At 70.6% G+C, this 12,154-nt stretch carries 13 protein-coding genes; 10 read left to right on the plus strand and 3 right to left on the minus strand.

Annotated elements, in window-relative coordinates:
* Positions 1-42: 42 nt before the first annotated feature.
* From BSP109_RS05905 to BSP109_RS05915, 3 genes are all read left to right on the plus strand, one after another.
* Complete coding sequence (locus tag BSP109_RS05905; RefSeq protein WP_179207181.1) at positions 43-699, plus strand: TetR/AcrR family transcriptional regulator; 657 nt, start codon at positions 43-45, stop codon at positions 697-699.
* Positions 700-740: 41 nt separating this feature from the next.
* On the plus strand, positions 741-965 hold the full coding sequence (locus BSP109_RS05910) for a DUF3107 domain-containing protein (RefSeq protein WP_101599699.1): 225 nt from the start codon (positions 741-743) through the stop codon (positions 963-965).
* Between the two features lie 355 nt (positions 966-1,320).
* Positions 1,321-2,880: a DEAD/DEAH box helicase gene (locus BSP109_RS05915; RefSeq protein ID WP_101599700.1), complete on the plus strand. Its 1,560-nt coding sequence runs from the start codon at positions 1,321-1,323 to the stop codon at positions 2,878-2,880.
* 120 nt (positions 2,881-3,000) lie between these two features.
* Here the strand turns inward: BSP109_RS05915 and BSP109_RS05920 are convergent, their stop codons facing one another.
* Positions 3,001-3,849: a PHP domain-containing protein gene (locus BSP109_RS05920; protein WP_101599701.1), complete on the minus strand. Its 849-nt coding sequence runs from the start codon at positions 3,847-3,849 to the stop codon at positions 3,001-3,003.
* A gap of 144 nt (positions 3,850-3,993) precedes the next feature.
* On the opposite strand from BSP109_RS05920, the gene BSP109_RS05925 reads away from it, so the two are divergent.
* The 5 genes from BSP109_RS05925 to BSP109_RS05945 are packed head-to-tail and all read left to right on the plus strand — an operon-like array spanning position 3,994 to position 9,905.
* Complete coding sequence (locus BSP109_RS05925; protein ID WP_101599702.1) at positions 3,994-5,517, plus strand: aminopeptidase P family protein; 1,524 nt, start codon at positions 3,994-3,996, stop codon at positions 5,515-5,517.
* On the plus strand, positions 5,514-6,803 hold the full coding sequence (locus BSP109_RS05930; protein ID WP_101599703.1) for a P1 family peptidase: 1,290 nt from the start codon (positions 5,514-5,516) through the stop codon (positions 6,801-6,803). The genes BSP109_RS05925 and BSP109_RS05930 overlap by 4 nt, the downstream gene beginning before the upstream one ends.
* Before the next feature lie 24 nt (positions 6,804-6,827).
* Complete coding sequence (locus BSP109_RS05935; protein ID WP_101599704.1) at positions 6,828-8,120, plus strand: magnesium transporter MgtE N-terminal domain-containing protein; 1,293 nt, start codon at positions 6,828-6,830, stop codon at positions 8,118-8,120.
* Positions 8,107-8,751 carry a DUF1003 domain-containing protein gene (locus BSP109_RS05940; RefSeq protein ID WP_101599705.1) on the plus strand — a complete coding sequence of 215 codons (645 nt, stop codon included), beginning with the start codon at positions 8,107-8,109 and terminating at the stop codon, positions 8,749-8,751. The genes BSP109_RS05935 and BSP109_RS05940 overlap by 14 nt, the downstream gene beginning before the upstream one ends.
* A complete protein-coding gene (locus tag BSP109_RS05945) occupies positions 8,748-9,905 on the plus strand; it encodes an Mrp/NBP35 family ATP-binding protein (protein ID WP_101599706.1) in 1,158 nt (385 codons plus the stop codon). The genes BSP109_RS05940 and BSP109_RS05945 overlap by 4 nt, the downstream gene beginning before the upstream one ends.
* Positions 9,906-9,988: 83 nt before the next feature.
* Here the strand turns inward: BSP109_RS05945 and BSP109_RS05950 are convergent, their stop codons facing one another.
* Positions 9,989-10,537, minus strand: a complete 549-nt coding sequence (locus BSP109_RS05950; protein ID WP_101599707.1) for a twin-arginine translocase TatA/TatE family subunit — start codon at positions 10,535-10,537, stop codon at positions 9,989-9,991.
* Between the two features lie 148 nt (positions 10,538-10,685).
* On the opposite strand from BSP109_RS05950, the gene BSP109_RS17250 reads away from it, so the two are divergent.
* Both BSP109_RS17250 and BSP109_RS05960 read left to right on the plus strand, forming a co-directional pair.
* On the plus strand, positions 10,686-11,045 hold the full coding sequence (locus BSP109_RS17250) for an MGMT family protein (protein WP_180959625.1): 360 nt from the start codon (positions 10,686-10,688) through the stop codon (positions 11,043-11,045).
* 66 nt (positions 11,046-11,111) lie between these two features.
* Positions 11,112-11,777, plus strand: coding sequence for an O-methyltransferase (locus tag BSP109_RS05960; RefSeq protein ID WP_257944576.1), 666 nt, complete (start codon positions 11,112-11,114; stop codon positions 11,775-11,777).
* A 152-nt stretch (positions 11,778-11,929) separates the two neighbouring features.
* On the opposite strand, the gene BSP109_RS05965 is transcribed toward BSP109_RS05960, so the two are convergent.
* A complete protein-coding gene (locus BSP109_RS05965; RefSeq protein WP_087008589.1) occupies positions 11,930-12,100 on the minus strand; it encodes a DUF3117 domain-containing protein in 171 nt (56 codons plus the stop codon).
* Between the last annotated feature and the right edge of the window lie 54 nt (positions 12,101-12,154).

Consider the following 12,154-nt stretch of genomic DNA (forward strand, 5'->3'; position numbering starts at 1 on the left):
CTCCCGTTCTGCGAGCGACCGGCCTCACATAGAATGTCCCGCATGTCACCAGCGACCCGACGACTCCCCCGTGCTGAGCGCCGGCGGCAGCTGGTCGCGACTGCGATGGAGACCTTCGCGGCACGCGGCTACAACGCCGCATCGATGGATGAGACGGCCGAGGCCGCGGATGTCTCGAAGCCCGTGCTCTACCAGCACTTCGAATCGAAGCTCGACCTCTACCTCGTCGTTCTCCACCAGGCAGCGGATTCGCTCGCGGAGCGGCTCTCAGCGGCGATCGAGCTACCGGGGTCGAACAAGCACCGGATACAGGCCACCGTGCGGGCCCTGTTCGCCTTCGTCGACGATCATCCCCACGAGTTCTCCGTCCTCTTCCGCGCCGATTCCTACGAGCCGCAGGCACTGCGCGTGGTGCAGTCGATACGGCTGAAGATGTCCCACATGATCGGCGACATCGTGCAGCGCAGCACTGAACTCTCATGGAACGAGGCGCTGGTCGTCGGCAGATCCGCCATGCAGATGGGCGAGGGGGCGGCCGTCGCGCTCTCCGAGGACCCCGACCTCAACCGCGACAACATCGCAGAGGTCATCAGCGACGTGCTGTGGACCGGCTTCGGGGGACTCCCCTACGCGGGTGAGGAACCGGACGGGAATCAGCCCTCAGCTGACCGCCCGGCAGACGGGCCGTCGCACGACTAGGCTGGGTGGGAACCAACCCAACTCGCCACCAGGAGTGCACAGTGGAGATCAAGATCGGCATGCGCCAGACCAACCGCGAGATCGTCCTCGAGTCGGACCAGTCCCGCGATGACGTCACCGCAGCGGTGAACAAGGCTCTGGCAGACGGCGGACCGCTCACCTTCGACGATGACAAGGGCCGCCGGGTCATCGTCCCGAGCGACGCGCTCGCATACATCGAGGTCGGAGAAGAGAAGGCGCGCCGCGTGGGATTCGGCGTCGCCTGACCCACCGCGCCGTTCTCCTCATCGGGTCGTTGGGCCGCCTGCGTGTATCATCGATACCGGGCAGCCCAGCGGCCCGAACGGCATGTCCGCCGCGATCGCACATGAGCGATCCGTGTGGTCGCCCACACTGTCTGACGGCGAGAGTTCGCCTGCCAGCCGATGTGCACATGTCGCCGCATCGACACGGTGCGCCGGACCCGCTGCCCTCCGCTCGCGGAATGCACATCCATCATGCGGATGTGCGCGGCGAAGCGGTTCCGCCCCGCGGTGCGTCTGGAGCCGGACAACGGCTCAGACCCGCCGGAGGCGCACATGTACCGGAGGTGCTCCGCACGGAGCGCCGTGAGGAGAACCAGTGACCGACACCCAGCAGACATTCGCCGATTTCGGCGTGTCAGCCCCCATCGTCGAGGCCCTGTCAGACGCAGGCATCGACCACCCCTTCCCCATCCAGGCCATGACCCTGCCCGTCGCCCTGAGCGGCGCGGACATCATCGGCCAGGCCAAGACCGGAACCGGCAAGACGCTGGGCTTCGGCCTCCCGCTGCTCCAGCGCACGAAGGCGCCCGGCGAGGACGGCGCTCCCGAACCCCAGGGTCGCGCCCCGCAGGCGATCGTCGTCGTCCCCACCCGTGAGCTCGCCACCCAGGTGGCCGGCGACCTCGTCGTCGCCAGCCGGAAGCGCCCGGGCCTCGAGGTCATCACCATCTTCGGCGGCAAGGCCTTCGAACCGCAGATCGAGGCGCTGGCCAATGGAGTCGACGTCGTCGTCGGCACACCGGGCCGTCTCCTCGACCTCTACGGTCGCCGCGTCCTGCGGCTCGACAGCATCCGCACGGCCGTCTTCGACGAGGCGGACGAGATGCTGGACCTCGGCTTCCTGCCGGACGTCGAGCGCATCGTCGCAGCACTTCCGGCGGTCCGCCAGACCATGCTCTTCTCCGCGACGATGCCCGGAGCCGTCATCGCACTGGCACGCCGGTACATGTCGCGGCCCACGCACATCCGCGCCCATGACCCGTCCGACGAATCGCAGCTGAATGCGACCACGCGCCAGTTCGCCTACCGCGCGCACGCGATGGACAAGTCCGAGATGGTCGCGCGTCTGCTGCAGGCGGAGGGCCGGGGGAAGACGATCGTCTTCGCCCGCACGAAGCGCACGGCCGATCGCCTGGGCGAGGAGCTGCGCGACCGCGGCTTCGAGGCGCGGGCGCTGCACGGCGATCTCAACCAGCAGATGCGCGAGAAGGCGCTCGCGGCGTTCCGCGAGGGCCGCATCAACGTCCTGGTGGCCACCGACGTCGCCGCCCGCGGCATCGACATCGACGACATCACGCACGTCATCAACTACCAGTGCCCCGAGGACGAGAAGATCTACGTCCACCGCGTCGGCCGTACGGGACGCGCGGGACGCACCGGCATCGCGGTCACGTTCGTCGACTGGGACGACGTGCCCCGCTGGAGCCTCATCAGCCGTGCACTGAACCTCGGTCTCGAGAGCCCTGCCGAAACGTACTCGACCTCGCCGCACTTCTTCGAGGACCTCGACATCCCCGCGGGCACGAAGGGTCGTCTGACACGGCGCAAGCCCAGCGCGGGCGAGGATGCCGGCGACTCGCGCCGCTCGGAAGGCCGCGGAGGCCGTGGATCGGACGGCCGCGATTCGAACCGCCGAGGTGCGGGCGAGCGCGACTCCGGCCGTCGCCGCAGCGACGGGGATTCGTCCGGCGGCCGGTCGCGCAGGCGCACGCGCGGCGGTCAGGACGCCGAGGCTCCCGCACAGGCGTCAGCGTCCGCGACTGCACCCACCGCCGAGGCCGGCGAGGGCTCGAACGGCACCCGCCGTCGGCGCCGTCGCCGTCGCGGCGGTTCCGGCCGCAGCGAGCAGCCCGCGCCGGTGTCCACACAGGACTGACACCCGCAGTCGACTGGCACCCACTGATCCCGACCTCCGCCGTTCACCCGCACCTTCGCTGGGAGCGGAAGGAGGTCGGGATCAGTGCGTCACTCAGTCATCCGCACTCAACGGGCCCTCTCACCTGAGTCCGATCGGCTCCGTGCCGCTCGTGCGCTCCACGAGAGCCGCGACCTGGTCGTGGGCCGTGATGTTCTCTCCCAGCCGGTTGGGCTTGCCCGTCCCGTGATAGTCGCTCGATCCCGTCGTGAGCAGTCCGTGCTGCGCGGCCAGTGCCCGCAGACGTGCGCGGCCCTCGGGCGGGTTGTCGCGATGGTCGATCTCCAGTCCGTCGAGCCCCGCGGCGATGATCTCGCGCAGCCCGGAGCCCGGGACGACGCGTCCGCGCGCCGACGCCAGCGGGTGGGCGAACACCGCTGCACCGCCCGCGTCGTGGATCATGCCGATCGCCTCGACCGGCGAGATGACCGGGAGCGCGACGTAGTAGGGACCGCTGCCGGCCAGCAGCCGGCCGAAGGCCTCCGTGCGGTCGGCGACGACACCGGAGCGCACCAGGGCGTCTGCGATGTGGGGGCGACCGATCGTCGCGTCCGCGCCTGCGAGCTCGAGGACGTCCTCCCAGGTGATCGCGAAGTCCTGTGAGAGGCGATCGACCATGATCCGGCTGCGGACGACACGGTCGTCGCGCGCCTGATCGATCGCTGCGGTGATCTCCGCACCCGCAGGATCATGGAGGTAGCAGAGGATGTGCACGCTGATGCCCTCCCAGCGGCAGGAGACCTCCATGCCGCGCAGCAGGCCGACCCCGTGCTCATCCGCCGCGGGCACCGCTTCGCTCCAGCCGGCCGTCGTGTCGTGATCGGTGAGGCCGAGCACGTCCAGTCCGACACTCGAGGCTTCCGCGACGAGCTCGGTGGGGCTCTGCGTCCCGTCGGAGAAGCGGGTGTGGGTGTGGAGGTCAGCGCGCATGACCCCATCGTAGAGACCCCGTCCGCGGAATCACCGCCGACCCGGCTCGTGACCCGGCCCTGGCCTGGCCCTGACCCGGCCCAGGACCGGCCCGGACCCGTCTCCCGACCCGTCTCCGTGCGCGTCCGTCGTTAGGATGGACCCATGAGTGCCGATTCTTCCGAGGACATGTCCGACCGCGTCAACAATCGTTCCCAGCGGCCCGCTTCGACGGCCTTCCGGGACTTCGTCGCCTCCGGCTGGGACAGCGCTCCGCTGGAGGGCGTCGCGCCGCTGCCCGCGGCCGCGTGGACGCCCCCACGCCGGGAGGCCGTGTCGCAGCGGTTCCCCGGCGAGCGCATCGTCGTGCCGGCCGGTCCGCTCACGGTCCGCTCGAACGACACCGACTACCGGTACCGCGCGCACTCCGCGTTCATCCACCTCACCGGACTGGAGGCGGATTCGGAGCCGGACGCGCTGCTCGTCTTCGAACCCGCAGGCGACGAGGGCCACGATGTCACCCTCTGGTTCCGTCCCCGCGCGGGTGCGGACACGGAGGAGTTCTTCTCCGACGCCCGCTACGGCGAGTACTGGGTGGGCGCACGCGACGACCTGGACACGATGGGTGTCCGCACCGGGATCGCGACGGCTGATTCCTCCACTGCCCTCGACGCCGTGACGAAGGATCTGGGTTCTGTGTCCGTCCGCCTGCTGCGCGGCGCCGACACCACCGTCGAGCAGACCCTCGCCCAGGCACGCGACCAGGTGGGCGCGGACCAGGAGGCCGCCGAATCCGGCGATGACGAGCTCCTCGAGTTCCTCTCCGAGCTGCGCCTGGTCAAGGACGAGCACGAGATCGACCAGCTGCGCCACGCGATCGACATCACGCGCAGGGGCTTCGACCGCGCCGTCGCCTCACTGCCGGCCGCCATCGACCATCCGCGCGGTGAGCGCGTCATCGAGACCAGCTTCGAATCGGCCGCCCGCCTGGACGGCTACGGGGTCGGCTACGACACGATCGCGGCATCCGGCGATCACGCCTGCACCCTCCACTGGATCCGCAACGACGGCGTCGTGCGATCCGGCGATCTGGTGCTGCTGGACGCGGGGGCGGAGGCCGACTCCCTCTACACCGCGGACATCACCCGCACGCTGCCGGTCGACGGGCGCTTCACGGAGGTCCAGGCGAAGATCTACGACGCCGTGCTCGAGGCTGCGGACGCGGCATTCGCGAAGGCCGGCCAGCACGTCGACCGCCTCGTCCAGTTCTCGGACATCCACACCGCCGCCATGGAGGTCATCGCGCAGCGCCTGCACGACTTCGGCCTGCTGCCGGTCAGCGTCGACGAGTCGCTCAGCGCATCCGGCCAGCACCACCGGCGCTGGATGGTCCACGGCACCAGCCATCACCTGGGGCTCGACGTGCACGACTGCGCGCAGGCCCGTCGCGAGATGTACCTGGGTGCACGGATCGAACCGGGCATGGTCTTCACGATCGAGCCCGGCCTCTACTTCAAGGAGGCCGACCTGCTCGTGCCGGAGGAGTTCCGCGGCATCGGGATCCGCATCGAGGACGACGTGGTCGTGACGGAGACCGGTGTGGAGAACCTGTCCGCGGGCTTCCCCCGGACGCGCACCGAGGTCGAGGCCTGGGTCCAGGCGCTGGCCCCGGGCCGCAGCGACCGATGACCGCCTCCGCCGCTGCCCTGTCCGCGCCGTTCCGCGAGCCCTTCGGCCGCCTCGTCCCGGACGGATCCGTCGTGACGGTTCCGGGCGTCCGGGTGGGAGGCGCGCAGCGCACCGATGACGGCTGGCTCAGCGGAACGACCGTGATCGTCCCGCCCCCGGGCACCGTGACAGGCGTCGACGTGCGCGGCGGGGGGCCGGCCGGTCACGAGACCGACGTGCTGGCACCCGGCACCCACTCCCCCGGCGCGGACGCCGTCGTCCTCACCGGCGGCAGCGCGTGGGGCCTGGCCTCCGTCCTCGGCGTCCAGCAGGGGCTCGCAGCCGACGGCCGCGGGTTCCCCGCTCCCATGCTCCCCGGGTCGTACGTGCCGATCGTGCCCGCGGCAGCCGTCTACGACCTCGGCCGCGGGAACGGGACCCTGCTGCACCCGGATGCGGACATGGGGCTGGCCGCCTACCGCAGCGCGTGCCCGGTCGGGGCCACGGAGGACGGTCCCGCACCTGTCGCTGCCGACGGCAGTCGAGGCGGGATCGGGATCATGCGGAGGGCCGCCGTCGCCGAGGCCCCGGTCCGGGGCAGCGTGGGCGGCGGGACCGGCGCGTTCATCGGTCGGGGCCTGCTGCGCGGCGGGCTGGGGTCCGTCTGCCTGCGGACGCCCTCGGGGCACCTCGTGGCGGCGATCGTCGTCGCGAATCCGATGGGCGACGTCATCGAGCCCTCCGGCAGGCTCCACGCCGCTGGCGTGCTCGCCCGGACCGGTGCGCAGCTGCCGGACGTGCCGTCGGACTGGATCGACCAGGCGCTCACGCTCGATGCGACAGCCGCGGACGCGGTCGTGCCCCAGCGGAACACGACGATCGCGGCCATCGTCACCGATGCGCGGCTCGATGCCGCGCAGACGACCCGGCTGGCGCAGTCGGCGCAGGCCGGCCTCGCCCGTGCGGTCCATCCCTCGCACACCCTGTTCGACGGGGACACCGTCTTCGCGATGGCGACCGGCGGCGCGGATGCGCACATCGATGCGACCTCGATCGTGGGGCTCAACTGCGCCGCCGCGGACGCACTGTCCCTGGCCATCGTCGATGCCGCACTCACTGCACGCCCCCATCTGCGGAGCGCGGTGGCGGGCACCGCTGAGCACGAGGAGGAGAACGGGACCGGATCCGAGGTCCCCACTGCCGACGCGACTGAGCACGCGCCGCAGGCTCCCCGACCCGCCGCACTGCGCGAGCTGGCCCCGGACCTGGCGACCGCCTGGGAGGCCCTGCGCACCACCGGCACCTGACCTGCGAACACGTACGATGAAGCCATGAGCGTCGGGACGGAACGGATCTTCATCGCACGGCTGGCGGGGACGAACGTCCTCGACCCGCTGGGCGATCTGGTGGGCAAGGTGCGCGACGCGGTCGTCGTCTACCGGTCCACGCTGCGCCAGCAGCCCAAGGTCATCGGCTTCGTCGTCGAGGTGCCCGGACGTCGACGCGTCTTCGTCCCCATCGGTCGGGTGACCAGCATCGACGTCGGGGCCGTCATCACGACGGGCCTGGTGAACATGCGACGGTTCGTCAAGCGCGCATCGGAGACGCTCGTGATGGGCGACCTGCTCGATCAGCGGCTCATCCTGCGTTCGGACCAGTCGTCGGTCATCATCGAGGACATCGGCATCGAGCAGCAGCGCAACCGCGACTGGGAGGTGTCCCGGCTCTTCGTGCGCCGCCAGAAGGAGCAACGCACCCCGCTCGACGCGCTGCGGCGCCGCGGGGAGACGATGCAGGTCGACTGGACGGACGTCGAGTTCCCGGTCGATCCGTCGGACGAGCAGCACGCGACCCAGCTCATCGCGGCGTATCAGGAGACGAAGCCCGCCGACCTCGCCGACGTGCTCCGCGAACTGGATCTGCGGCGACGGATGGACGTGGTGCGCGAGCTCTCCGACGAACGGCTGGCGGACGTGCTGGAGGAGCTGCCGGAGGACGAGGCGATCGAGGTGCTCGACGGCGTGGGCCTGGAGCGGTCGGCCCTCCTGCTGGAGACGATGCAGCCCGATGACGCGGCGGACCTCCTGGGCGAGCTGCCGGACGAGCAGGCCGAGCGGCTGCTCCAGGCGATGGACTCCGATGAGGCCGAGGACGTGCGCACCCTGCTCGCCTACGACGACGACACGGCCGGCGGCCTCATGACGACGGAGCCGGTCATCCTGTCGCCGGAGGCGTCGATCGCCGAGGCGCTGGCCCACGTGAGGAAGTCGGAGCTGCCGGCGGCACTGGCTGCGGCGGTGTTCGTGTGCAGGCAGCCGCTGGAGCCCCCGACGGGGAAGTACCTGGGACTCGTGCACATCCAGGAGATGCTCCGGCATCCGCCCCACGAATCCGTGGGCGCACTGCTCGACACGGAGGTCGAACCGCTGCCTCCCAGCGCCCCCACCGGCGAGGTCGCGGCACTGCTCGCCGCGTACAACCTCGTCTCCGTGCCGATCACGGACGAGGACGACCACCTCGTGGGCGTCGTGACCGTCGATGACGTGCTCGATGCACTGCTGCCCGAAGACTGGCGCGAACAGCGCGACGAGCCCAAGGGGGACACCGCCGATGGCACGAACTGATCGCCCCGGACTCGACACGCCCCGCAGCTCGCGCAGGCGCCTGCCCCAGGTCGGCATGCCGCCGGACACGTTCGGGCGCGTGGCCGAGGGCATCGCCCGCTACATGGGCACCCCGATGTTCCTCGTGTGGATGACGCTCATCTGTGCGGCGTGGCTGGCCTGGAACTCCATGGCGCCCGAAGACATGCAGTTCGACCCGCGCAACCTGAACTTCACGCTGCTCACCCTGATCCTGTCGCTGCAGGCGTCGTACGCCGCTCCCCTGCTGCTGCTGGCGGACAACCGGTCCGCCGACCGCGACCGCGTCGAGTTCGAGGCGGATCGCCAGCGGGCGGAGAGGAACCTCGCGGACACGGAGTTCCTCGCGCGTGAGGTGGCGAGCCTGCGGATCGCGATGCGCGATGTCGCGACCCGGGACTTCATCCGGTCCGAGCTGCGTTCCCTCATGGAGGAGATGGAAGAGGCCCGCGCGGAGGAGCGCGCTGACGGCGCGAACGGCAGCGATGCGAACAGCAGCGATGCGAGCAGCAGCGGCGCGAGCAGCCGCGACGTCAGCGGCGCCGGACAGAGCAGCCGCGACGACGACCTCGGGGCCGACGACCTCGGGAAGGAAGACGTGACCGACAGATGACTGACCACACCCGCGAAACTAAGCGCCAGGATCCCCTGTGGAAGGCGCTGAGCACCGTCATCGATCCGGAGCTGCGCCGCCCGATCGTCGACCTGGACATGGTCGAGTCCGCCTCGGTCGACTCCTCGGGCACCGCACGCGTGAAGGTGCTCCTCACGATCGCCGGCTGCCCGATGAAGGGCACGATCAGCGAGGACGTGCGGAAGGCTGCGGCGAAGGTCGAGGGCGTGGCGGACGTCGACGTCGAACTGGGCGTCATGACGCCGGAGCAGCGCGGAGCCCTGCGGGACCGGCTGCGCAGCGGTGAGGGCCGGGTCAACCCCTTCACCCAGCCCGGCAACCACACACGGGTCATCGCCGTCGCGTCCGGCAAGGGCGGGGTGGGCAAGTCATCGGTGACGGCGAATCTCGCCGCGCAGCTGTCCGCGACCGGTCTGCAGGTCGGGATCCTCGACGCGGACATCTACGGCTTCTCGATCCCGCCCATGATGGGGGTGACGGGCAAGCCGACGAAGCTCGAGGACATGATCCTCCCGCAGCCGGGACACGGTGTGGCCGTCATGAGCATCGGCATGTTCGTGAACCCCGGGCAGGCGGTCGTGTGGCGCGGTCCCATGCTCCACCGCGCGCTCGAGCAGTTCCTCACGGATGTCTTCTGGGGCGACCTCGACGTCCTGCTGCTCGATCTGCCGCCGGGCACGGGCGATGTCGCGATCTCCGTCGGCCAGCTGCTGCCGGAATCGGAGCTCCTCATCGTCACGACCCCCCAGCAGGCCGCCGCGCAGGTGGCCGAGCGGGCGGGGGCACTCGCGACCAGCACGGGCCAGTCGATCGCCGGCGTCATCGAGAACATGTCCTGGATGGTCATGCCGGACGGCAGCCACAACCCGATCTTCGGCGAGGGCGGCGGACGTCAGGTCGCCGATGCGCTCGCGGCCAGGCTCGCGGAGGCCGGCGGCCAGGCACACGTCCCCCTGCTGGGGCAGATCCCACTGGACCCGACGGTGCGCGAGGGAGCGGACGCGGGCCTGCCCGCAGTCCTGAGCCACCCCGACGAACCGGGACCAGCGGCCCTGCGGGACGTCGCATCGCGGCTGCGCGTGCGGTCGCAGTCCCTGGCCGGCAAGAGCCTGGGGCTCAGCCCGGTCGACTGAGGGGCTCGGTCGGCCTGTCGGCTGAGGAGACTGGGCAGACCGGAGCAGATAGGGGCAGCCGGTGCTGGCCAGCTAGGACTGGATCAGGTCGCTTCCGGGTCGAACGGGGCGCCCTGCCCGTCCTGGCGCTGGCCCACCTGGTCGCGGTGGCGCTCCATCGGGGTGAGTCTCGTGGCAGCGGCCTCCGCCGCACTGGTGGCCGCATCCGACCGGTCTGGGGCACCGGAACCGCCCGAGGCCCTGGATGGGCCGGTCGACGGTCCGCCGGCCGAGGATCCGACCGTGCTGTGCGTGCTGGACCGTGCACCTGTCGTGCTGCCGGCCGCCGGACTTCCCGTGTCACGGCCTGCCCGGAACTGCTCCTCACGGATCGCGCGGTCCTCCTCCGCCAGCGCTTCGCGCACGATGCGGCGCGGGTCGTACTGTCGGGGATCCAGGGAGCGCCAGTCGTATTCGTCGAGGTCGGCACCGAAGTCCTTCTTGACGGTCTCCTTCGCCCCCTCGGCCATCCGCCGGAAGCTCCTGACGACGTCACGGAGCTTGGCCGCGTACTCGGGCAGACGCTGGGGTCCGATGACGAAGAGGGCAACAAGGACGAGGATGACCATCTCGAAGCCGTTGATGCCGAACATGGGCCCGATCCTACCAACGCGGAGCACTCCCACGGCCATCGCGTCACGCGCCGTCCGTCACGCTCCTCATCCTCCATCGCCCAGTCTCCCTCCGCGGCCCCGGCCATCCTCCGTCACGTCTGGATCCGACTGTGAGACGATCGCGCTCATGGACGAACTGGGAGTCGAGCGGGTGCTGCGCGCCGTCGAATGCATCCCCTCCGGTCGGGCCGCCGCGTACGGGGAGATCGGCCGCGTCGTGGGAGCGTCTCCCCGGTTCGTCGCGAGGGTGCTCAGCTCGATCGGGTCGACCGTCACCTGGTGGCGGGTGCCGAATGTCCGCGGGGCGCTCCCCGCACCCCTCACGGCCCGCGCCCTGCCTCTCTGGCAGGAGGAGGGCATGCCGCTCACACCCGACCAGCGCATCGATATGACCCGTGCGGGCGTGGACCCCGTCGCCTTCGACCAGTGCGTCCGCGACGCGCTCGCAGATCTGCCTTCTGCAGAATCCGAGGACAGCCCGGCTTAGACTGAGACCTCTGTACGCCCGACGTCCGTGAGCCCGTTGCCGGGAGGGCCGCCGCACACGTCGACGATGACCGACGACACCCAGCGGAGAGGAGACCCGATGTCCCGCGATTGGGCCGCCAGCGCACGCATGGCGGAGCAGTACAACGGCACGGACGTCGTGGATGACGCCGCCCGCACGATCGCCCAGGACTACCGGCGTCGTCCGCTCCCGCCCACGTCGAGTGCGACGCTCACGTTCCTCACCGGGCTCCTGAACCCGTCCGCGGCGATCGAGGTCGGCACCGGCACGGGCACCGCGACCCTCGCGCTGCTGCGCGGCATGCCGAGGTCCGGGATCCTCACCTCGATCGACACCGATGCGGAGGCGCAGGCGGTGGCCCGGGAGCTCATCGTGCACGCGAACCTCGCGGGGCATCGCGTCCGGATGATGACGGGCCGGCCGGACGAGGTCCTCTCGCGACTGGCCCAGGGCACCTACGACCTGGTCCACATCGATGCGGAGGCGGGTCAGGCGCCCCGGCTGGTCCCGCTCGCGCTGGAGAGGCTGGAGCCCGGGGGCGTCCTCGTCCTCGACCAGGCGATGCTGGGCGGGTCCGTCGCCGACCCCGCGGTCCGCTCACCCCAGGTGCGCGAGATCAGACAGCTGCTGAACGACCTGCAGGAGCGCAGTGACCTCACCCGGCTGCTGCTGCCGATCGACGACGGGATGCTCGTCCTCCGGCGGCTCTGAGGCTGGTCCTGCAGCGCTGCCGACGCTGGCTCAGCGCGATCGTTCGGTAAAGCTCGAGGCCTTCCGGCAGCGCTCGAGGCAGGCCTCCGGCGAAGACAGCGGCCCCCTGTCCGCATTGCTGCGTCAGAGGGCCGTGAAGCGCTGAGGTCGGGTCAGTTCCCGATCGCCTCCGCAAGGGTGTCGTGCAGGTCCTGCGCCTCGTCGCGGCTGATCTCGATGACGAGACGTCCGCCTCCTTCGACGGGCAGTCGCAGCACCATGCTGCGTCCCTCCTTCGTCACCTCAAGAGGTCCGTCGCCCGTGCGGGGCTTCTGTGCTGCCATGGGAGCATCCCTTCGCGTCGAAAAGTAGTCTCAGACGATTATCCACCATTCGCG

The organism is Brevibacterium sp. Mu109, assembly GCF_900169375.1.
Lineage (GTDB): Bacteria > Actinomycetota > Actinomycetes > Actinomycetales > Brevibacteriaceae > Brevibacterium > Brevibacterium yomogidense_A.

What these genes read in the sequence shown, in the direction of transcription:
- BSP109_RS05905 (WP_179207181.1), top strand. Translation starts at nt 43, where the DNA reads ATGTCACCAGCGACCCGACGACTCCCCCGTGCTGAGCGCCGGCGGCAG.
- BSP109_RS05920 (WP_101599701.1), bottom strand. Translation starts at nt 3,849, where the DNA reads ATGCGCGCTGACCTCCACACCCACACCCGCTTCTCCGACGGGACGCAG.
- BSP109_RS05925 (WP_101599702.1), top strand. Translation starts at nt 3,994, where the DNA reads ATGAGTGCCGATTCTTCCGAGGACATGTCCGACCGCGTCAACAATCGT.
- BSP109_RS05930 (WP_101599703.1), top strand. Translation starts at nt 5,514, where the DNA reads ATGACCGCCTCCGCCGCTGCCCTGTCCGCGCCGTTCCGCGAGCCCTTC.
- BSP109_RS05935 (WP_101599704.1), top strand. Translation starts at nt 6,828, where the DNA reads ATGAGCGTCGGGACGGAACGGATCTTCATCGCACGGCTGGCGGGGACG.
- BSP109_RS05940 (WP_101599705.1), top strand. Translation starts at nt 8,107, where the DNA reads ATGGCACGAACTGATCGCCCCGGACTCGACACGCCCCGCAGCTCGCGC.
- BSP109_RS05945 (WP_101599706.1), top strand. Translation starts at nt 8,748, where the DNA reads ATGACTGACCACACCCGCGAAACTAAGCGCCAGGATCCCCTGTGGAAG.
- BSP109_RS05950 (WP_101599707.1), bottom strand. Translation starts at nt 10,537, where the DNA reads ATGTTCGGCATCAACGGCTTCGAGATGGTCATCCTCGTCCTTGTTGCC.
- BSP109_RS17250 (WP_180959625.1), top strand. Translation starts at nt 10,686, where the DNA reads ATGGACGAACTGGGAGTCGAGCGGGTGCTGCGCGCCGTCGAATGCATC.
- BSP109_RS05960 (WP_257944576.1), top strand. Translation starts at nt 11,112, where the DNA reads ATGACCGACGACACCCAGCGGAGAGGAGACCCGATGTCCCGCGATTGG.
- BSP109_RS05965 (WP_087008589.1), bottom strand. Translation starts at nt 12,100, where the DNA reads ATGGCAGCACAGAAGCCCCGCACGGGCGACGGACCTCTTGAGGTGACG.